The organism is Posidoniimonas polymericola (assembly GCF_007859935.1).
Classification (GTDB): Bacteria; Planctomycetota; Planctomycetia; order Pirellulales; family Lacipirellulaceae; genus Posidoniimonas; species Posidoniimonas polymericola.
This window is the reverse complement of the sequence record NZ_SJPO01000009.1, coordinates 25,170-42,743: the sequence shown is the minus strand read 5'-3', so window position 1 is coordinate 42,743 and position 17,574 is coordinate 25,170. Positions and strand designations below refer to the sequence as shown.

General features: G+C 64.6%; 22 protein-coding genes and 4 tRNA genes. 6 read left to right on the top strand and 20 right to left on the bottom strand.

All coding sequences use genetic code 11. The features are described 5' to 3' along the window. Nucleotides 1-30: 30 nt before the first annotated feature. The 17 genes from rplF to rpsJ all read right to left on the bottom strand — a co-directional run bounded on the left by rplF (nucleotide 31) and on the right by rpsJ (nucleotide 8,915). Entirely contained in the window at nucleotides 31-573 is a 543-nt protein-coding gene (rplF, locus tag Pla123a_RS17590) for a 50S ribosomal protein L6 (protein WP_146589376.1), read from the bottom strand. A gap of 97 nt (nucleotides 574-670) precedes the next feature. Then, nucleotides 671-1,072, bottom strand: a complete 402-nt coding sequence (rpsH, locus tag Pla123a_RS17585) for a 30S ribosomal protein S8 (protein ID WP_146589374.1) — start codon at nucleotides 1,070-1,072, stop codon at nucleotides 671-673. 139 nt (nucleotides 1,073-1,211) lie between these two features. After that, nucleotides 1,212-1,397, bottom strand: coding sequence for a type Z 30S ribosomal protein S14 (locus Pla123a_RS17580; protein ID WP_146563949.1), 186 nt, complete (start codon nucleotides 1,395-1,397; stop codon nucleotides 1,212-1,214). Nucleotides 1,398-1,461: 64 nt separating this feature from the next. Then, entirely contained in the window at nucleotides 1,462-2,022 is a 561-nt protein-coding gene (gene rplE / locus Pla123a_RS17575) for a 50S ribosomal protein L5 (RefSeq protein WP_146589372.1), read from the bottom strand. 72 nt (nucleotides 2,023-2,094) lie between these two features. Continuing rightward, complete coding sequence (rplX, locus tag Pla123a_RS17570) at nucleotides 2,095-2,442, bottom strand: 50S ribosomal protein L24 (RefSeq protein WP_146589370.1); 348 nt, start codon at nucleotides 2,440-2,442, stop codon at nucleotides 2,095-2,097. Between the two features lie 84 nt (nucleotides 2,443-2,526). Then, nucleotides 2,527-2,895 (bottom strand): 50S ribosomal protein L14, encoded by a 369-nt coding sequence (gene rplN, locus Pla123a_RS17565; protein WP_146589368.1) that lies wholly within the window; start codon nucleotides 2,893-2,895, stop codon nucleotides 2,527-2,529. 81 nt (nucleotides 2,896-2,976) lie between these two features. Then, the gene (gene rpsQ, locus Pla123a_RS17560; RefSeq protein WP_146589366.1) at nucleotides 2,977-3,309 is read right to left on the bottom strand and encodes a 30S ribosomal protein S17; all 333 of its coding nucleotides are present in this window, start codon (nucleotides 3,307-3,309) and stop codon (nucleotides 2,977-2,979) included. 51 nt (nucleotides 3,310-3,360) lie between these two features. Beyond that, nucleotides 3,361-3,588, bottom strand: coding sequence for a 50S ribosomal protein L29 (gene rpmC, locus Pla123a_RS17555; RefSeq protein ID WP_146589364.1), 228 nt, complete (start codon nucleotides 3,586-3,588; stop codon nucleotides 3,361-3,363). 92 nt (nucleotides 3,589-3,680) lie between these two features. Then, complete coding sequence (gene rplP / locus Pla123a_RS17550; protein ID WP_146589362.1) at nucleotides 3,681-4,100, bottom strand: 50S ribosomal protein L16; 420 nt, start codon at nucleotides 4,098-4,100, stop codon at nucleotides 3,681-3,683. Then, nucleotides 4,039-4,734 (bottom strand): 30S ribosomal protein S3, encoded by a 696-nt coding sequence (gene rpsC, locus Pla123a_RS17545; RefSeq protein WP_146589360.1) that lies wholly within the window; start codon nucleotides 4,732-4,734, stop codon nucleotides 4,039-4,041. The genes rplP and rpsC overlap by 62 nt, the downstream gene beginning before the upstream one ends. 72 nt (nucleotides 4,735-4,806) lie before the next feature. Further along, entirely contained in the window at nucleotides 4,807-5,130 is a 324-nt protein-coding gene (gene rplV, locus Pla123a_RS17540; protein ID WP_146589359.1) for a 50S ribosomal protein L22, read from the bottom strand. 79 nt (nucleotides 5,131-5,209) lie between these two features. Continuing rightward, nucleotides 5,210-5,479, bottom strand: a complete 270-nt coding sequence (rpsS, locus tag Pla123a_RS17535) for a 30S ribosomal protein S19 (protein WP_146589357.1) — start codon at nucleotides 5,477-5,479, stop codon at nucleotides 5,210-5,212. A gap of 75 nt (nucleotides 5,480-5,554) precedes the next feature. Beyond that, nucleotides 5,555-6,418 carry a 50S ribosomal protein L2 gene (gene rplB / locus Pla123a_RS17530; RefSeq protein ID WP_146589355.1) on the bottom strand — a complete coding sequence of 288 codons (864 nt, stop codon included), beginning with the start codon at nucleotides 6,416-6,418 and terminating at the stop codon, nucleotides 5,555-5,557. A gap of 101 nt (nucleotides 6,419-6,519) precedes the next feature. Then, on the bottom strand, nucleotides 6,520-6,834 hold the full coding sequence (gene rplW, locus Pla123a_RS17525; RefSeq protein WP_146589354.1) for a 50S ribosomal protein L23: 315 nt from the start codon (nucleotides 6,832-6,834) through the stop codon (nucleotides 6,520-6,522). 3 nt (nucleotides 6,835-6,837) lie between these two features. Then, nucleotides 6,838-7,503 (bottom strand): 50S ribosomal protein L4, encoded by a 666-nt coding sequence (rplD, locus tag Pla123a_RS17520; protein WP_146589352.1) that lies wholly within the window; start codon nucleotides 7,501-7,503, stop codon nucleotides 6,838-6,840. Between the two features lie 75 nt (nucleotides 7,504-7,578). After that, nucleotides 7,579-8,232 (bottom strand): 50S ribosomal protein L3, encoded by a 654-nt coding sequence (gene rplC, locus Pla123a_RS17515; RefSeq protein ID WP_231956528.1) that lies wholly within the window; start codon nucleotides 8,230-8,232, stop codon nucleotides 7,579-7,581. Nucleotides 8,233-8,591: 359 nt separating this feature from the next. After that, on the bottom strand, nucleotides 8,592-8,915 hold the full coding sequence (rpsJ, locus tag Pla123a_RS17510; protein ID WP_146589348.1) for a 30S ribosomal protein S10: 324 nt from the start codon (nucleotides 8,913-8,915) through the stop codon (nucleotides 8,592-8,594). A 381-nt stretch (nucleotides 8,916-9,296) separates the two neighbouring features. Here rpsJ and Pla123a_RS17505 point away from each other — a divergent pair, with 381 nt between their 5' ends. Together Pla123a_RS17505 and Pla123a_RS17500 are read left to right on the top strand one after the other, a co-directional pair. Further along, nucleotides 9,297-10,580, top strand: coding sequence for an outer membrane protein assembly factor BamB family protein (locus tag Pla123a_RS17505; RefSeq protein ID WP_197528073.1), 1,284 nt, complete (start codon nucleotides 9,297-9,299; stop codon nucleotides 10,578-10,580). A 55-nt stretch (nucleotides 10,581-10,635) separates the two neighbouring features. Continuing rightward, complete coding sequence (locus tag Pla123a_RS17500; RefSeq protein WP_146589344.1) at nucleotides 10,636-10,968, top strand: hypothetical protein; 333 nt, start codon at nucleotides 10,636-10,638, stop codon at nucleotides 10,966-10,968. Between the two features lie 81 nt (nucleotides 10,969-11,049). Here the strand turns inward: Pla123a_RS17500 and Pla123a_RS17495 are convergent, their stop codons facing one another. From Pla123a_RS17495 to Pla123a_RS17485, 3 genes are all read right to left on the bottom strand, one after another. Further along, a complete protein-coding gene (locus tag Pla123a_RS17495; RefSeq protein ID WP_197528072.1) occupies nucleotides 11,050-11,784 on the bottom strand; it encodes a PEP-CTERM sorting domain-containing protein in 735 nt (244 codons plus the stop codon). A gap of 362 nt (nucleotides 11,785-12,146) precedes the next feature. Beyond that, nucleotides 12,147-12,785, bottom strand: a complete 639-nt coding sequence (locus Pla123a_RS17490; protein ID WP_197528071.1) for a lamin tail domain-containing protein — start codon at nucleotides 12,783-12,785, stop codon at nucleotides 12,147-12,149. 308 nt (nucleotides 12,786-13,093) lie between these two features. Then, nucleotides 13,094-16,186: a vitamin B12-dependent ribonucleotide reductase gene (locus Pla123a_RS17485; protein ID WP_391542698.1), complete on the bottom strand. Its 3,093-nt coding sequence runs from the start codon at nucleotides 16,184-16,186 to the stop codon at nucleotides 13,094-13,096. 752 nt (nucleotides 16,187-16,938) lie between these two features. On the opposite strand from Pla123a_RS17485, the gene Pla123a_RS17480 reads away from it, so the two are divergent. The 4 genes from Pla123a_RS17480 to Pla123a_RS17465 all read left to right on the top strand — a co-directional run bounded on the left by Pla123a_RS17480 (nucleotide 16,939) and on the right by Pla123a_RS17465 (nucleotide 17,565). Then, a tRNA-Thr gene (locus tag Pla123a_RS17480) sits at nucleotides 16,939-17,011 on the top strand. A gap of 150 nt (nucleotides 17,012-17,161) precedes the next feature. After that, nucleotides 17,162-17,243: transfer RNA gene (locus Pla123a_RS17475), tRNA-Tyr, on the top strand. Between the two features lie 93 nt (nucleotides 17,244-17,336). After that, nucleotides 17,337-17,407, top strand: a tRNA-Gly gene (locus Pla123a_RS17470). A gap of 85 nt (nucleotides 17,408-17,492) precedes the next feature. Next, nucleotides 17,493-17,565: transfer RNA gene (locus tag Pla123a_RS17465), tRNA-Thr, on the top strand. The last annotated feature ends 9 nt before the right edge of the window (nucleotides 17,566-17,574 follow it).

Here is a 17,574-nt window from a genome sequence, read left to right as displayed (position 1 = left end):
CGCGGTGAATTATCGGAAGCTCTGCTGCCCCTACTTGGCAGCCTTGCCCGCCTTGCGGCGGACCTGCTCGCCCTCGTAACGGATGCCCTTGCCCTTGTACGGCTCAGGCTTGCGGACCGCACGCACCTCGGCGGCGAACTGGCCCACCTTCTGCTTGTCAGAGCCCTTCACCACGATGTGCGTCTGATCGGGGCAGGTGACGTCCAGTTCCTTGGGGATCTTCTTGTGGATCTCGTTGGCGAAGCCGACCCGCAGCTGCAGCGTGTCGCCGTCGATCGCGCCGAGGTAACCGACCCCGTGGATCTCGAGCTTCTTCTCGTAGCCGTTTGTCACGCCCTCGATCATGTTCTGAACCAGGGCGCGGGTCAGGCCGTGGAAGGCCCGACTCTCGCGGTCCTCGGAGTCGCGGGAGCAGACGACTTCCTTGGCGTCGTCGTCGACCTTGACGGTGATCTCGGGGCGGTGCTCGTAGGTTAGCTTGCCGAGCTTGCCTTCCACCGAGAGCTCACGGCCGCTGAGGTTGACCTTCACGCCGTCGGGGATCGAGACCGGCTTTTTTCCAATTCGGGACATGATTCAGGGCTGTCGGCAGTCAGCTTCCAGCGTTCAGCTTTGTTTTGTGTGTAGGGGGACGGGCCGACGGTTTTGGCGCCGGCGACCGGACGCAAAATCACCACAGCTCGCAGAGGACCTCACCGCCCAGGTTCCGCTGCCGCGCCTCGCGGTCGCTGATCACGCCGCGGCTTGTGCTGATGATCGAGATGCCCAGGCCGTTGAGCACCGGACGCAGGCGGCGGGCCTGCGAGTACACGCGGCGACCCGGCGAGCTGACCCGCTTGATGTGCCGGATCACGCGTTCGCCGTTGGGCCCGTACTTCAGGTCGATGTACAGCTGCTTGGCCGGGGAGTCTTCGAGCTCTTCCTCGTGCCAGTCCCAGATGTAGCCTTCGCGCTTGAGGACCTCGGCGACTCCGCGCTTCACCTTGGAAACCGGCATCAGCACATTCGGCCGCTCAACACGCACCGCGTTGCGGATGCGGGTCAGCATGTCGGCGATGGGGTCAGTCATCATGAGGGGTTTACGATGTCGGGGTCAGAGGTTTGTTAGGGTTTCGGGTCAGAGTGCCGCAGCGGGTTTTGTCCGGCGGCTGGGGGTGCAGGCTCTGACCAGTATTCGCGACGCGTAGGGGCTTGGTCCCACCGCGGGGTCGTTACCAGCTCGCCTTGCGGACGCCGGGGATCTGCCCCTTGTCGGCCAGGTTCCGGAAGCAGATCCGGCAGATGCCGAACTTCCGGTACACAGCACGGGGGCGGCCGCAGATCTTGCAGCGGTTTTCACGCCGGCTGCTGTACTTCGGCGTCTTCTCGGCTTTGGCGATTTTGGATTTGCTTGCCATAGTTCTTGTCTGGTCGGTTTTCGGTCGTCGGCCGCGGGGCGGTCGACATTCACTGACGTGCCGGTTACGCCGCCTGCTCCTCTTCACGCTGGAACGGGAAGCCAAACATCTCGAGCATCTGACGCGAGTCGTCGTCCGACCCGCCGCGGCAGCAGATCGCGATGTTCATGCCCTGCGGACGCAGGAACTTGTCCGGGTTGAGCTCCGGGAAGACCAGCTGCTCGGTCAGGCCCAGGCTGTAGTTGCCGTTGCCGTCGAACGCGTTCCGCTTGCAGCCGCGGAAGTCGCGGACACGCGGCAGGGCCATCGAGATCAGCCGGTCCAGGAACTCGTACATCCGCACGCCGCGGATCGTCACCTTGGCGCCGATCGGCATCCCCTCGCGGAGCTTGAAGCCGGCAACCGACTTGCGGGCCCTGCAGATCACAGCCTTCTGGCCACTGATCTCCGTGAGGGCGGCGACCGCCTCTTCGATGTGTTTCTTGTCGGCGATGGCGCTGCCCACGCCCATGCTCACAACGATCTTATCCAGGCGCGGAAGCGACAGCACGTTCTTGCGGCCGAGCTTCTCCGCCAGCTGGGGCAGGATCTCTTTTTCAAATCGTTCTTGGAGACGGGCGGACATGGGTCGCGGTCGTTCGGGAACAGGTGGAGGTGGTTACGGGCCGGCGTGCGGCGTTGGTTATGTTGGTGGCGCCTACTTCTTGGCGTGGGCCGCCTTGGCCGGGGCGATCTGGCCGTGGGCGGTTCCGCACTTCTTGCAGAACCGCTCCTTCGAGCCGTCGTCCAGGTACCGGGCGCCCAGGCGGGTCGGCTTCGAGCACGACTCGCAGAAGTACGCGATGTTCGACACCTGAACCGGCATCTCTTTGTTCAGCCGCCCGCCCTGCGGGTACTTCTGGCTGCGGCGGACGTGCTTCAGGACCATGTTGACCCCCTCGACGAGCGCCTTGCCAGCGGTGCGGTCGATGGACGTCACGCGGCTGCGGACCCCTTTGTCCGCGCCGGTGATGATCTGAACGGTGTCCCCGGTTTTAATAAGCATGGCAGTAGTGTTGGCTGGTCGGCTGTGCGGTGGTCGGCGGTCCGGTCGGTGGAGGCCCCGGTTCGAAGGGGCCGGCCGGAGCGACTAAATGACTTCGTTGGCGAGGCTGACGATCTTCATGAACTTGCGGTCACGCAGCTCACGGGCGACCGCTCCGAAGATGCGGGTGCCTCGCGGGTTGTTGTCCTTGTCGATGATCACGACCGCGTTCGAGTCAAAGCGGACGTAGCTGCCGTCGGGGCGGCGGGTCGGGCTCTTGACCCGCACGATCACGGCGCGGACGACCGTCTTCTTCTTCAGGTCGCTGCCCGGGATCACGCTCTTCACGCTGCAGACGATCACGTCGCCCACGTTGGCGAACCGACGGCGGCTGCCACCGAGCACCTTGATGCACATCACCTCTTTGGCGCCGGTGTTGTCGGCGACGTTCAGCCTGGACTGCATCTGGATCATGGCGGCGTCTAAACAGTTACGGGTGTCGCGGTGGTTGGAATGGATTGGGCGGCGGTTGTGCCCGCCTGGTTACGCAGGCCGCTACTCGGCCGAGGCCTCGGCGCCGACGGTGGTCGCGTCCTCTTCCTGCTGCGCCTTGCGGGCGGCCCGCAGGGCGGCCAGGTCGACAATCTGGCTCTTCGCCAGCACCTTAACCAGCTCCCAACGCTTGGTCTTGGACTTCGGTGGGCACTCGATGATTTCCACCGTGTCGCCCTCGTGGGACTCGTTGTTCTCGTCGTGCACGTGGCAGACGGTGCGGCGCTGGATGAACTTGCCGTACTTCGGGTGGCGGACCGAACGGCCGATCTCGACCCGACGGCTCTTGTCCATCTTGTCGCTGGTCACAACGCCAATGACGATTTTCTTAGGCATAACAGCTAGCTGTTGGGGGTGGTGTGACCCTGCAAGCGGGCCGACTCTGGTTTAAGCGGTCTTCTCGGCTTCGGTTTCGGCTCCGCCGGCGGCCGTCGCACGCTGCGTCTGCAGCGTCTTGACCCGGGCGATCAACCGCCGGTTGCGGCGGAGCTCGCTGGGGGCGTCCAGACGCTCGGTCTGCGATTGGATGCGGAGCCGGAACAGGTTGTCGGCCGCCTCTTTAGCGGTCAACTCGAGCTGCTCGTCGCTCATGTCTTTTAGTTCGGCAATCTTCATCGTTATCGCAGTTGGGTCGTGGACTTGCGGGTCGTTGGACTCGTGTGTCTCGGGGCGGTTGGGCCCCGATGGTTTCATTTTCCAGCGGCTTCTTACAGCTGCGGGTCGCGGTGCACCAAACGAACGCGGATCGGCATCTTGTGAGCCAGACGCGCGAAGCAGATCTTCGCCGCCTGCTCGGTGATGCCGGCCACCTCGTACAGCACAGTGCCAGGGCGCACCACGGCAGCCCAGTAGTCGGGTTCACCCTTGCCCTTACCCATGCGGGTTTCGAGCGGGATGGAGGTAATCGACTTGTCCGGGAAGATGCGGATGTAAAGCTTGCCCTCGCCGCGCACATACTGCTGTGCCGCGATACGACCCGCTTCAATCGTTTGGGCGCTGATCCAGCCGCCCTCTATTGCCTGCAATCCGAACTCGCCAAAGACCACGCGGTTGCCGCGGGTCGCGTTACCTCTTATACGACCTCTTTGGCTTTTTCGATGCTTGACCCTCTTGGGCATCAGCGCCATCGGCTTGGTCCTCGTACTCGCCTTGGTTTACCCACACCTGGATGCCAATGTGGCCCTGTGCGGTTTTTGCTTCAACAAATCCGTAATCAATCTTCGCTCGCAGCGTGCTCAGCGGGATGCTGCCGGCAATCTGCTTCTCGCGGCGGGCCATTTCAGCCCCGCCCAGCCGGCCCGCCAACTGCACCTTGATGCCCTTGGCTCCCGCTTCCATGGTCTGCTCCAACGCACGCTTGATAGCGCGGCGGAATGGGGCCCGCTTGATCAGCTGCTCGGCGATGTCCTCGGCCACTAGGTGGGCCTGGATCTCCGGGCGGCTGATCTCCTCAATCTTGATGTTGATCCGACGGCCGATCAGGTTCTGCAGCTCGTCCTGCAGCTGCTCGACCTGCTGGCCCTTGCGGCCAATGATCACGCCGGGCCGGGCCGCGTGCAGGACGACCTTGACCTCGTCGCGGGTCCGCTCGATCTCCACCTTGGGGATCCCGGCGAACTTGTACTTCTTGGTCACGTAGTCGCGGAGCTTCTTGTCTTCCAGAAGCAGGTCCGCGAACTCCTTCTTCGGAGCGTACCAGCGGCTCTTCCAATCGAGCATGACGCCGGTGCGGAATCCGATTGGGTTGACCTTTTGACCCATAATAATGGTGTGTGGTTGGTGGCTTGTTGGGGGTGGTGACGCTCGCCGGGCGGCGCCGCTGGTCCGGGGTGGCTATTCAACCGCCACGGTGATGTGACTGAACCGCTTCTTGATCACGTGGGCCATGCCGCGGGCACGGGGGCGCAGACGCTTGAACATCGGCCCGCCGTCGACGCGGGCGTCGACAACCGTCAGGCCGGCCAGGTTTGGCGCCCGTTGGTCCTCGGCGTTGCCCAGTGCGCTCTGCAGCACCTTCTCGAGGAGCCGAGCTCCGCGGTGGGGCTGGAAGCGGAGGATCGAGAGCGCCTCGTCGGCCCGCTTGCCGCGGATCAGGTCCGCCAGCGGCCGCACCTTGGTGGCGCTGATTCGTGCGTGCTTGTGGGTTGCTCGGTACATGTTGCCTGTCGGCCGTTGACCACCGTTGGTCCGCTAGGGCGTGCCCTGGTTGCGGACGGCTGGCGGCCGAATGCCTCTCCTACTTCTTGCCCTTGCCGCTGTGGCCGCGGAAGGTGCGGGTCGGGGAAAACTCGCCTAGCTTGTGGCCCACCATGTCTTCGGTGACCAGCACCTTCACGTGCACTTTGCCGTTGTGCACCATGAACGTGTGGCCGACAAACTCAGGCACAATCGTGCAGGCGCGGGCCCAAGTAGTGATTGGGTTCTTGCTGCCGACGTCGTTCTGACGCTCTACCTTCAGGTAGAGCTTTGGGTCGACGTACGGGCCTTTTTTGGTGGAGCGACTCATGAATTGGCTGTTCGCTGGTGACGGTGTGCTGTCGGGTCGGAGCCGGGGTGGGCCCCACCGGCCGCGGGTCTAACGCTATTTGGTAATGAGCTTCTGGACGCCGTAGCGACGCGACTTACGGCGGCGGACGATCGCCTTGTTCGACGCCTTGCGACGCTGCCGGGTCATGCCGCCCTTGGCGCTCTTGCCGGTCGGACTGACGGGGTGGCGACCGCCCTTGGTGCGGCCCTCGCCACCACCGTGCGGGTGGTCGATCGGGTTCATAGCCGTGCCGCGGACGTGCGGGCGGCGACCCAGCCAGCGGCGGCGACCGGCCTTGCCGAGCTCGACCGCGCTGTGGTCCGGGTTGCTGGTGGAGCCGATGGTCGCCCGGCAGGTCGACGGGATACGGCGGATCTCACCGCTCGGCAGCGAGATCTGTGCCCAACCGGCCTCGCGGGCCATCAGCGTGGCGCTGGTCCCGGCCGAGCGGCAAAGCACGCCGCCGCGTCCGGCCTGCAGCTCGACGTTGTACACCTGAGTCGCCAGCGGGATCTTGCTGAGCGGCAGGCAGTTGCCGACCGCCGCCGGGGCGTCCGGGCCGCTCTGGACCTGGTCGCCGGCCTTCAGGCCGTGCGGTGCGATGATGTACCGGCGCTCGCCGTCCGCGTACACCAGCAGGGCGATACGGGCGGAGCGGTTCGGGTCGTACTGGATCGAGTCGACGGTCGCCAGCATGCCGTCCTTGTTGCGACGGAAGTCGATCAGGCGGTACCGACGCTTGTGGCCGCCGCCGCGGTGGCGGCAGGTGATCTTGCCCTGGTTGTTGCGGCCACCGGTCTTGGTGAGCGGACGCAGCAGCGACTTCTCGGGCTTGGCGCCCTTGGTCAGCTCCTTGAAATCGCTCACCGACGCGTTGCGGCGGCCGGCGGAGGTCGGCTTGTATTTTCGGATGCCCATGATGGCGAGGCTTTCGGCTGTAGGCTGCCAGCGTGCGGCTGTCAGCTATCGGCTGTCAAGTTTTTGTGTTGGTCGGTTGGCTGTTGGTTGTGCGGCGCGGCCTAGAAGAAGTCGATGCGGTGCTCTTCGTTGAGCGTCACGATTGCCTTCTTCCAGTCGCTGGTGCGGCCGAGGCGGAACTTGGTCCGCCGCAGCTTGCCCTTGCGGTTCTGGGTCGCGACCTTTTCGACCTTCACGTCGAACAGGGCCTCGACCGCGCGACGGATGTCTTCCTTGGTCGCCAGCCGGCTGACCTCGAAGGAGTACGCGTTGTTGCGGCTCGAGCGGTGCACGCCCTTCTCGGTAACCAGCGGACGCAGGATGACCTGGTGCGGTTCGAGCGTGAGCGAGGTGGTCTGCGGGATATGCCGTGGCATGCTTTACTCCTCACCGTCGGTAGTGGTGTTCGCCTTGCCGTTGCTGCTGGCGTTGGCCTTGAGGGCCTCGATGGCGGCCTTGGTGACCAGCACCCGGCGAGACGAAAGCAGATTCAGGGCGTTGAGGTCGCTCGCCCGGGAGACGCTCACCTTAGCGATGTTGCGGGCGCTCTTGTAGACGTTGGCGTCGTGCTCGGCGGTCGTGACCAGCAGCGAGCCGCCGTCGCAGCCAAGGTTCTTGATGACCTGGGCCATGTCCTTGGTCTTGGGAGCGTCGAACTTGAGGTCGTCGATGATGATCAGCTCGTCGTCCTGCACCTTCGAGGCGAGCGCCATGCGGGTGGCGAGCCTGAGGGCCTTCTTCGGCAGGCGGTACGAGTAGTCGCGCGGCTTAATCGCGAAGATGTGGCCACCGCCGCGACGCACGCCGCTGCGGCGGCTGCCGGCGCGGGCGTTGCCGGTGCCCTTTTGGCGGTACAGCTTCTTGGTCGTCCCGGACACGTCGGCACGGCTCTTGGTCTGGTGCGAGCCTTGGCGAAGGTTGGCCTGGTACATCACGACCGCATCGTGCAGCAGCTGCTTGTTGATGCTGGGCGCGAAGTCCTCGACCTCGAGATTCAAGGTGCCGACCTTATTGCCCTTACGATCGTGGACAGTGAGTTTTGGCATGATTGGTTGCTGTCAGCGGCAGGCGGCCGGGGGTCAGCGACAAGGCTGACACGGCGGCGTTGCGGTTGCCTTTTCTTACAATATGTTGGTCTTGCGGATCGCTACGTAACCGCCGTTCGGGCCGGGGACGGCTCCGCGGATGACGATCAGGTTGTTCTCGGGGTCGACGCTCACCACCTTCTGGTTGAGGATGGTGCAGCGGGCGGCGCCGTACTGACCCGGCATCTTGACGCCCTTGAACAGGCGGCTCGGGTAGGCGCTGCAGCCGGTGCCGCCGAGGTGGCGGTGGCACTTCTTGACGCCGTGGGTGGCGCGCTGGCCAGAGAAGTTGTGACGCTTCATAGCGCCCGAGAAGCCGCGTCCCTTGCTGGTCGCGGTGACGTCGACCGCCTCGATCTCGCCGAAGGCGTCAACGGTGACTTGGCCGCCGACTTCTAGGCCGACCGGCTCGCCGCGGAACTCGCGGACCCAACGCTTCGGCTCGCAGCCGGCCTTCTCGACCACGGCGACGCCGGCGGCGGAACGCTTTTTGGACCGCTTGCTGTCGAGCTTAGCGACGTGACCTCTCTCACTGCGACGGGCAAGACGGCGGGGCTTGTCGAGGTACCCGAGTTGCACGCCCTGGTAGCCGTCACGCTCGGGGGTGCGAACCTGCAGCACGCTGCAGGGACCAGCCTGAACAACCGTGACGGGGACTACCGCCCCCGATTCGTCGAACACCTGGGTCATCCCAACCTTACGGCCGAGAATCCCAATAGCTTGTTCCGTACCGGCCATGCCGCCACGCCTTCCGTCGTCTGAGTTGATTTGAGGTCAAGTCGCCGGCCAGAGACACGCGGCAAGGGTTGCTAGCAGTGCTTGCGACCCAGGCCCCGGCTTACTCGCCAGGCTTCCAGTCATGCTTACGCTTGAATGGTTGCTCGAATCAGTTTGGGTTCTTGGTAGGTGGGCGGCGGTTGGCCGCTGCCCACTTCGCTACGAATTCATCACGTTCTTTAACGCGAAGCTTAATCGGTTGCCCGGTGTCGGGCGTCGGCTCGCAATCAGCCGCCGGGCGGTTGGTTGCGCGTGAGCCAGTATTATCGCTCTTAGGCGGTGGTCGCCTTGATCTTGATATCGACGCCAGCAGGGAGGCTCAGCTTATTGAGCGCCTCGATCGTCTTGGCGGTCGCCTGCACGATGTCGATCAGACGCTTATGCGTGCGGATCTCGAACTGCTGGCGAGATTTCTTGTCTACGTGCGGGCCACGGAGGACCGTGTAACGCTCGATCCGCGTCGGCAGCGGGATAGGGCCATGAACAATGGAGTTCGTCCGCTTGGCCGTATCGACAATCTCCGCCGCGCTCTGATCGAGGGCCGCGTGGTCGTAGGCTTCCATGCGGATCCGGATTACTTCTTGACTAGATGCCACCGGGTCGTACCTATCGGGTTTAGCTGCCGGAGCCGCTCCACTGACGGGCAATCGCCTTCAGAGGGCCGCTGCGGGTGCAAAAGCGTCAATTCTCAAACAGCACCAGTGTCCCCAGCGTGTCGCGGGGAATCGGTGAGTTTATGGTGGTCACGGTAGACTGTCAATAACACCAGGCATCTTTTCGCAGGAACTCGCTTGCGGCCTGTCGGTTGCTCCAAGCGGGCAAAGGTTGCTGCTCGGGGAGCTGGCATTGTGGCGGTCAGTCAAAGATAACGGTTGCTGTCCCGGGTGGTCCCGGGGCGTTATAAGGCGCCCAGGTTCACACCGGCGGTGTTTGCCGCGGTGGCGGGACGCAGAGAACACTCTTGAATGGGGTCCGCGATGCGAATTCTGGGAACACTGCTGCTGGTCGTCGTTCTGACCGGGCCGAGCGCAGCCGAGGTGCTCTGGCCGCAGTTCCGGGGCCCCGACGGGCAGGGCCGCGTGCGGACAACCCGTGCGCCGCTCGCGTGGGGCGAGGGCGAAGGTGTGCGGTGGAAGACTCCCCTGCCTGGTAGAGGTTGGTCGTCGCCGGTGGTGTTGGGCGACCACATCTGGGTCACCACCGCTGAGCAGCAGGGGCCCGAAGTGCCGGGCGAGCAGGGCACGGTCGCGGTGGACCGCGTCGCGTTGTCGGCGGTGTGCGTCTCGCGTGATTCTGGGGAGATTGTCCACCGCGTGCGGCTGTTCGATATCGAGAGCCCGGAGAAGATCCACGCCCAGAACAGCTACGCGTCGCCCACCTGCTGCTTGTCAGGAGACCACTTGATCTGCCACTTCGGCCGCAACGGCACGGCCTGCCTCGACGCTCAGACCGCCGAGGTGCTGTGGAAAAAGGCCTACGTCGTTGAGCACTATGTCGGGGCCGGCAGCTCGCCAGTGATGTGCGAGGGGAAGCTGATTCTGGTCTGCGACGGCGCCGACCAGCAGTTTGTCGTGGCCCTCGACCCCGTATCCGGCAACGAGGTCTGGCGCCAGGACCGGCCCCCGTTCCGGGCCACCAACCCCGATGTGCTCAAGTCGTTTGCGACCCCGCTGGCGGTCGAGCACGCGGGCCAGGTGCAGCTCGTGGCCCCGGGCGCCCAGTGGATCGTCGCCTACCGGCCGAGCGACGGGGAGGAGCTGTGGCGGTACGACCACGGGGCCGGCTTCTCGCTGGTGCCGCGGCCGGTCACCGACGGCCGCACTATTTACTACTGCAGCGGGTTCGCCGGCGACGAGGTGCTCGCCCTGCCGTTGGGAGAGAGCGGCAAGCTCGACGACGACCAGGTGCGGTGGCGGTACAAGCGTCAGGCGCCCCACCAGCCCTCGCCGCTGCTGATGGCGGGGCGGCTGCTGATGGTCAGCGACCAGGGGATCTTCCAGTGCCTGGATGCCAATTCGGGGAAGCTGCTCTGGAAGAAGCGGCTCGGCGGCAACTACTCGGCGTCGCTGCTGCAGGTGGGCGATTGCTGCTTCGCGTTCAGCAAGGAGGGCGTCGCGACCTGCCTGGACGCCGGCGGTAAGGTGCTGCACGAGAACCAGCTCGACGGCGAGTTCCACGCGACGCCCGCCATCGTCGACGACGAATGGATCATCCGCACCGACACCCACCTGTACGCCATCGGCAACTACGACCGCACCTAGGCATGGCGTGGCCGGGCGAGTCGCCGCTCGGCGCCGGTCGCGCTACGATGCCTGTATGATCAAACACCTGCTCGACAAGTGGACCCACTGGATCGGCGACCGCTCGCTCGAGCGGGCGATCCAGGCAGAGCTCCGCCGGATGGGCTGCGCGGTGCACGCCGCCAAGATCCGCCGCCCCCGGCTGATCGGCATCGAGCGGCCCGGCTGGGTCCAGGTCCGCCGCTTTGAGGTCGAGACCCTCACGCCCGGCAAGCAGCCGATTACCCTGCAGGGACTGATCCGCGACGACGGTCGACGCGAGCGGCCGCAGGTGCTGCTGACGACCGACCTGCGGCTCCTGTCGCACCGTGCCGACGAGTGGTGTGACGGCTTGATCCGTCGCGGTTGAATCAATCAGTGGGCGCATGAAAAAACCGGCGACCCGAGATCGGGCCGCCGGCCAATTAGCTTTCAGACTGGCGCTAACGTGCTAGCCGTTGCGACGACGCGCGCCAATCGCGACCACGCCCAGCAGGGCGAGGGCGATCGAGGCGGGCTCGGGGACGTCGAGCGTGCCGCTGACGATCAGGTTGTCGACCATGATGCTCTCGTTGTTCGACGAGTCCGACTGACGAAGTGCGAACGAGTCGTAGGTCTCGCCGAGGAAGACGGACGTGCTAGTGGCAGTGTTCCCGCCAGCAGTGACGGACGCGAGGCCCGCGTCGAAGTCGAAGCTGAGCGACACAGGGATCGACTGGCCGAAGCTGAAGTCGGTCGGCAGGGTCGATTCGGCAGTGCTGCTCGTGGTGGCGATGCCGAGAGTGAAGTCGCCGCTTGCCGCGTCGGTGGGGGCGACGATGTCCAGGCGGGCGCCGAAGTTGAAGCTGCCGTCGAGCATGAAGTGGGCGAAGTACTCGAAGTCGTTACCGGCGATGACAGAGTCGTCGTTCACGACGATGTCGAAGTCGGCGGTGAGGACGCCAGTGCTCACCGCGCCGAAGATCAGGTGGGCGTCCTCAGACGGCGCGCCGTGCTCGACAACCGCCTGGCCACCCGAGACCAGGAGGTCACCAAGCGTTCCGCTGTGGTTCACCCAGCCGCCGTTGGGGACCAACGAGCCGTCCGGGTAGCTGAATGTTTCATCAACGAGGGTTGCGGCCTGCACGTTGCTAACGAGCGCGAAGAGGGCGGCCGCGCACAGCGATCGGAACATAGACATCTTCATTAGAACATTCTCCTCAGGAGTCGAACTTGGTCGGCAACGGCCGACGGGGTGGGAATCTAGGTGGGACATCAGTGCCGGTTACGCATGCGGCATCGTGCCGCAGCATCAAGGGTTCGCGCCTGTGTTAGGGGCTCATCGTACTCGTTGTGCGGGCAGATTGCAGTGAGTTTGCCGCTAATTCATGGAAGCTTCTCGCAAATCGCCGCCTCGGTGTCCCGCAGCTGGCCGACAATCTGCGAGCACCAGGCATCGGTGGAGGTTCGCCCGCGTCGCCAGTTGGCGGCGACAGACCGCAAAAAAGTGCCCCACCGTGGATGTTTCTCCACCGTGGGGCACCGAGAATACTCTTTGGCGGTTGACCGTTAGCGTCGACGCAGCAGCACCCCACAAGACGACAGTCCCAGCAGGGAGAGCAGGCCAGCAGCCGGCTCGGGGATGAAGTTCGGGGCGCCGGGAGTGTACAACACGCCCGAGAGCAGCGTGTCCTGGTTGACGAAGACGCCGCTCTGATTGCGGGCGATCGAGACGTCCGTCCCCAGCCCGGTGCTGCGGTAGTCGAGCTCGTCGACCAGGACGCCGTTGTTGTCGTACAGGAGGACCACGTCGCCGCCGTTGGCAAGGCCGTTGCCGATGGTTCCGTCGTCGACAAAGTACTGGAAGCTGAAACCGGTCGGCGTGCCGCCGCCCCACAGCACGAGCAGCTCGCCGGGGCCGATCATCGTACCGACGGGGAACACGAACGGGTCGCCGTTCGCCTCGCTCGGCACCTCGTCGTCGCCCAGCGTCCAGCCGCCGATGTCGACCGCGGCTGCGCCAGTGTTGATGAGCTCGACGAACTCGTCTTCTTGCGGCGCGCGTGTGCCGTCGTTGTTCGAGTCTCCCGTTTCGACCGGCGTCGGGGGATCGGACAGCACTTCATTGATGAGAACCGCCGCGCCGGCGTCGCCGGCGAAGCACAGCGCTGCAGCCACGCAGAGCGACCGCAGTAGGTAGGATTTCATGAGAGCAAACCTCCTGGTTGTAGGGTTCGGCCGCTGGAAGGCGAACGCAGCCATCTTTGCAGCAAGACAAGCGGCCTCGAATCGGGGGAGCGTACTACGGGCTGCGCCGCCCGGTATCGTAAGCGGGTAGGTGCACTCCGAGGTAGGAGAATCGAGGCGAAATACACACAATCTTCTTATTGCAGGCTTCTGGTTGCGGGCCTTGCAGCGGTTGACCGCTGGCGGGCTGGGGGCAATAAGAAAGCCGCCGCGGGCAATTGCCCGCGGCGGCTGGTGCGTTCACGCAGTAGAGCACGTGCTCTGCCCAATCAGCTGCAGCCCATGCTGTTGCCGCAGTTGTGGCAGAGGTAGCAGTTGCCGTTGCGGACCGTGATGTTGCCGCAGTTGTCGCAGCTCGGCGCGTCAACCTGGAAGGTGGCAAACTGGTCGTTGCGGTTATTGGACTTGGGCATCGAGGCTCCGGCCCGCTCCAGCAGAGCGGTGTTCACCTCGTAGCCAACGCCGGTCGAGGCGCCATTCGCCGAGCCGTTCTTCTGCCCGTTGGCCTGCCCGTTGACCGCGTCCCTCCTAGACGCGGGCGCGGCGCCGGAGGCAGCGGACCCGCCGCCCCCGGCTCCGGCCGTGGCTTCCTGCCCCTCATTGCGCCCAGCGGCCTTCGTGGCGCCGGGCTTGATCTCGGTGGGCTCGCCCTCGGACGCTGGGGCGTTGCCCGACTTGCCGCCGCCGCCATCTCCACTTTCGCCCGGCGAGAGTCCCAGCTGGGCCTCCTTGTAGCCTGGCAGGAACTGGATGCCGAGCCAGCGGAAGATGTAGTCGATCAGGCTCTTGGCGATGCGGATGTCCGGGTTCTTGGTGTGCCCCTGCGGCTCGAACCGCATGTGGCTGAACTTCCGCACGTAGTCCTCAAGCGGCACGCCGTACTGCAGGCTCATCGAAACCGATGTGCCGAAGGCGTCCATCAGGCCGCCGATGGTGCTGCCCTCTTTGGCCATCGTGATGAACAGCTCGCCCGGCCGTCCGTCCTCGAACATGCCAACCGTGATGTAGCCCTCGTGGCCCGCAACGCTGAACTTGTGCGTCTTGCTGTCGCGGGTGTCGGGCAGCCGCTCGCGGCGGGGCTTCGGGGTGGCGGCCTCGTCCTCCTTCGCCTTGCCGCTGTCCTTCTTGGTGTTCAGCGGCTGGCTGTCCTTCGAGCCGTCGCGGTAGATGGCCAGCGCCTTCAGGCCGAGCTTCCAGCCGTCGTGGTAGGCCATGGCGATCTCCTCGGGCGTGGTGTCCCGGGGCATGTTGACCGTCTTGCTGATGGCGCCAGAGAGGAACGGCTGGGCGGCGGCCATCATCGTGATGTGCGCACGCCAGGCGATGCTGCGGGTGCCTCCGGCCGGGGTGAACGCACAGTCGAAGACCGGCAGGTGCTCGTCCTTCAGGCCGGGCGCGCCCTCGATGGTGTCGAACTCGTCGATGTGGGCGATGACGCCGTCGATCGTCGGCTGGTCGTAGCCAAGCGTCTTGAGCGCCAGGGGAACCGTCCGGTTGATGATCTTCAGCATGCCGCCGCCGGCGAGCTGCTTGTACTTAACCAACGCGATGTCGGGCTCGATGCCGGTGGTGTCGCAGTCCATCATGAAGCTGATGGTTCCGGTCGGGGCGAGCACGGTCGCCTGGGCATTGCGGAAGCCGTGCACGGCGCCCGCCTGCGTGACGCGGTCCCAGGTCATGCGGGCCGACTCGACCAGGTAGTCGGGGCACGAGGGATCGATCTGGTTGACCGCCTGGCGGTGCATCTGCATCACGCGGAGCATCGGCTCGGCGTTCTCTTGGTAGCTGTCGAACGTGCCGACCGCCTCGGCCAGCTCGGCGCTGGTCAGGTTCGCCATGCCGTGCATCAGCGAGGTGATGGCGCCGCAGGTGCCGCGGCCGATCTCCGAGTCGTAAGGCTTGCCCCCCGACATCAGCAGGCAGCCGAGGTTCGAGTACCCCAGTCCCAGCGGACGGAACAGGTGGCTGTTGCGGGCGATCTCGGGGGTTGGGTAGCTGGCGTGGTCGACCAGGATCTCCTGGGCGATGAAGAACAGCCGGCACGCGGCCTGGTAGCGGCGGCAGTCGAACGTGCCGTCCTCCAGGCGGTACTTCATCAGGTTGATGCTCGACAGGTTGCAGGCCGTGTTGTCGAGGAACATGTACTCGCTGCACGGGTTCGACGCGTTGATGCGCCCGCTGTTGGGGCACGTGTGCCAGCGGTTGATCGTGGTGTCGTACTGCACGCCTGGGTCGCCGCAGTGCCACGCACATTCGGCCATCCGTTCCATCACCTCGCGGGCCTGGTAGGTTGGGCCATCGACGCGGTTGTCGGTCACGAACCGGGTGGTCCAGGCCTCGTCCTTCTCGAACGCCGCCATGAAGTCGTCCGTCAGGCGGACGCTCAGGTTGGCGTTCTGGAACATAACCGAGCTGTAGGCCTCGCCGTTGAAGTTCGACTCGTACTTGCCGCTGGCGATCAGCGTCTGGGCCTTCTGCTCCTCACGCCACTTGCACTCGATGAACTCCATCACGTCCGGGTGCCAGACCTTGATCGACTGCATCTTGGCGGCCCGGCGGGTCTTGCCGCCCGACTTCACCACCGCGGCGACCTGGTCGTACACCCGCATGAAGCTGAGCGGGCCCGACGGCGTGCCGCCGCCGGAGAGCTTCTCCCGCTTGCTGCGGAGCGTCGACAGGTCGGTGCCGGTGCCGCTGCCGAACTTGAACAGCATGGCCTCGCTCTGCGCGAGGTCCATGATGCTCTCCATGTTGTCCTCGACGTGCTGGATGAAGCAGGCCGAGCCCTGGGGGAACTCGTACGGGTTCTCTGGCTGCACGACGTCCTGAGCCTGGGGGTCCCACCGCCAGTTGCACTTGTCGCCGGTCACGCCGTACTGGTGGAAGAGCCCCACGTTGAACCACACCGGCGAGTTGAACGCGCCGTGCTGGTGCAGGCAAAGCCAAGACAGGTCGCGGTAGAACCGCTCGCCGTCCTCCTTGCTAGCGAAGTAGCCATCTTCCAGGCCCCAGTCGGCAATGGTCCGCGTGACGCGGTGCACCAGCTGGCGGACGCTGTACTCGCGTTCGGGGGTGCCGACCTCGCCGTAGAAGTACTTGCTGCAGATGACGTTGGTCGCCAGCTGGCTCCAGAAGGTGGGGACCTCGCAGTTGGTCTGCTCGAACAGGACTTCGCCGCCCTCGCCCTTGATCTGGCTGGTGCGGGTGTCCCACTCGACCGTGTCGAACGGGCTGTCGACCTCCGCCGGGCAGAACTCGGCGTCGATTTTCAGCCGCCCGTGGAAAGTTTTTTCCATCGGCTGGCCGTGCTGGGATGAGGGGCGGTCGGACGACGGCGCGGGGCCAACGTGAGCAGTAGCCATGGCTACCTCCTGCATGGTCAAGAAAGAATGGGCATCCCTACCTGGAAGTGTACGGGTATACACTTCTTTGTGCAGCAGTATCGATCGGTGGTTCCATCCGCTCGGCTGCACCCATATGTTGGATCCATCGGATCCAAACCCCGGAAAACCGGAGGCTACCTGGCGACTGAACACAATATATTGTAGACGATGCCCTCTTGCCTACAACGCATTGGGTCGCTGGGGGCCAGATCTTACTCCAATCGAATCGCCCGTCAACGCGCAATCTTGTATTTCGTAAGTTGCTAGCACACAACAGGTTGTGGCATATCGTGAAGTGCTAGCAAAGGCCGCGTGAAGGATCGGTTAAGGGCGTAAGGTCTTTACAGTAAGCGGCTTACGGTGATGGTGGGCCGGCATCGCCGCGAGTGGGGCGTTTCGAAAAACTTTGCGAGGCCTGAGCCAGCCTATTCCTCCAGCTCGCCCCAGCTTGGTTTGCCCGCACGGCTCTCCCCTCCTTCAGTGGGGGCGCCAGGTCGTTCAGGTCGACGCCTGCAAGGGGGTGTCTGCTGGTCGCGGAAGCGCGGATGAATGGGGGCCTTGGGCGCCATGCGGCGAGCGGATCGAAGGCGAACCTTTGGACATCCGCCTTGATCTTGGGAAGTTGCTGTCGTGAGCGATGGGGGGGAGACGACAAATACCCCAAATACCGCCCTTGCGGCGGTGGTCAGGACGGCTATATTAGGCGATTCGCACGAGTTTGCGAGCGTCGGGCTAGCGTAGCTCAATTGGCAGAGCAGCTGATTTGTAATCAGCAGGTTGTGGGTTCAAGTCCCTCCGCTAGCTCTTGCGAGCGAGGTCCGCTGGCCCGACGGTTGCAGCTCCGTGGGGGTTGCGGTTGGTGAGGGCTGGTTAACAGCTGCGTAGAGCGGGACACTGCTAGGTGTGGCGCCGTGTGTAGCGTAGCGAGGCCCGCCGGTCGCCGGCCCAAGTGACGGTGGGTTACCGAAGCGGTCAAACGGGGCAGACTGTAAATCTGCTGGCTATGCCTTCGCAGGTTCGAATCCTGCACCCACCACTAAGAGGAAGAGGCGAAGAGGGAAAGGCGGTTGCGGTCGTGCGGCGGTTGGCGTCGTCGGTCTGCGGTGTTCCCCTTTTGGGCTTCGTCGTCGCGGGTGTAGCTCAATGGTAGAGCAACAGCCTTCCAAGCTGATGACGAGGGTTCGATTCCCTTCACCCGCTTTGAGGGCGAGAGGTGGCGGTGGGTTGTCTGGCGGGGTTCCCGCCGGTGGCCGCCTGCCGGCGTTGTTCACCCGGTGTCGATCAGGCTGCTGTAGCTCAGTTGGTAGAGCGCGTCCTTGGTAAGGACGAGGTCACGAGTTCAAGTCTCGTCAGCAGCTCTTCCTTGA

What these genes read in the sequence shown, in the direction of transcription:
- rplD (WP_146589352.1), bottom strand. Translation starts at nt 7,503, where the DNA reads ATGCCAAAACTCACTGTCCACGATCGTAAGGGCAATAAGGTCGGCACC.
- rplE (WP_146589372.1), bottom strand. Translation starts at nt 2,022, where the DNA reads ATGTCCGCCCGTCTCCAAGAACGATTTGAAAAAGAGATCCTGCCCCAG.
- Pla123a_RS17505 (WP_197528073.1), top strand. Translation starts at nt 9,297, where the DNA reads ATGCGAATTCTGGGAACACTGCTGCTGGTCGTCGTTCTGACCGGGCCG.
- rplF (WP_146589376.1), bottom strand. Translation starts at nt 573, where the DNA reads ATGTCCCGAATTGGAAAAAAGCCGGTCTCGATCCCCGACGGCGTGAAG.
- Pla123a_RS17485 (WP_391542698.1), bottom strand. Translation starts at nt 16,186, where the DNA reads ATGGCTACTGCTCACGTTGGCCCCGCGCCGTCGTCCGACCGCCCCTCA.
- rpsS (WP_146589357.1), bottom strand. Translation starts at nt 5,479, where the DNA reads ATGAGTCGCTCCACCAAAAAAGGCCCGTACGTCGACCCAAAGCTCTAC.
- rplB (WP_146589355.1), bottom strand. Translation starts at nt 6,418, where the DNA reads ATGGGCATCCGAAAATACAAGCCGACCTCCGCCGGCCGCCGCAACGCG.
- Pla123a_RS17490 (WP_197528071.1), bottom strand. Translation starts at nt 12,785, where the DNA reads ATGAAATCCTACCTACTGCGGTCGCTCTGCGTGGCTGCAGCGCTGTGC.
- rplN (WP_146589368.1), bottom strand. Translation starts at nt 2,895, where the DNA reads ATGATCCAGATGCAGTCCAGGCTGAACGTCGCCGACAACACCGGCGCC.
- Pla123a_RS17580 (WP_146563949.1), bottom strand. Translation starts at nt 1,397, where the DNA reads ATGGCAAGCAAATCCAAAATCGCCAAAGCCGAGAAGACGCCGAAGTAC.
- rplV (WP_146589359.1), bottom strand. Translation starts at nt 5,130, where the DNA reads ATGTACCGAGCAACCCACAAGCACGCACGAATCAGCGCCACCAAGGTG.
- rpsH (WP_146589374.1), bottom strand. Translation starts at nt 1,072, where the DNA reads ATGATGACTGACCCCATCGCCGACATGCTGACCCGCATCCGCAACGCG.
- rplP (WP_146589362.1), bottom strand. Translation starts at nt 4,100, where the DNA reads ATGGCGCTGATGCCCAAGAGGGTCAAGCATCGAAAAAGCCAAAGAGGT.
- rplW (WP_146589354.1), bottom strand. Translation starts at nt 6,834, where the DNA reads ATGCCACGGCATATCCCGCAGACCACCTCGCTCACGCTCGAACCGCAC.
- rplX (WP_146589370.1), bottom strand. Translation starts at nt 2,442, where the DNA reads ATGCTTATTAAAACCGGGGACACCGTTCAGATCATCACCGGCGCGGAC.
- rpmC (WP_146589364.1), bottom strand. Translation starts at nt 3,588, where the DNA reads ATGAAGATTGCCGAACTAAAAGACATGAGCGACGAGCAGCTCGAGTTG.
- rpsC (WP_146589360.1), bottom strand. Translation starts at nt 4,734, where the DNA reads ATGGGTCAAAAGGTCAACCCAATCGGATTCCGCACCGGCGTCATGCTC.
- rplC (WP_231956528.1), bottom strand. Translation starts at nt 8,232, where the DNA reads ATGACCCAGGTGTTCGACGAATCGGGGGCGGTAGTCCCCGTCACGGTT.
- rpsQ (WP_146589366.1), bottom strand. Translation starts at nt 3,309, where the DNA reads ATGCCTAAGAAAATCGTCATTGGCGTTGTGACCAGCGACAAGATGGAC.
- Pla123a_RS17500 (WP_146589344.1), top strand. Translation starts at nt 10,636, where the DNA reads ATGATCAAACACCTGCTCGACAAGTGGACCCACTGGATCGGCGACCGC.
- Pla123a_RS17495 (WP_197528072.1), bottom strand. Translation starts at nt 11,784, where the DNA reads ATGAAGATGTCTATGTTCCGATCGCTGTGCGCGGCCGCCCTCTTCGCG.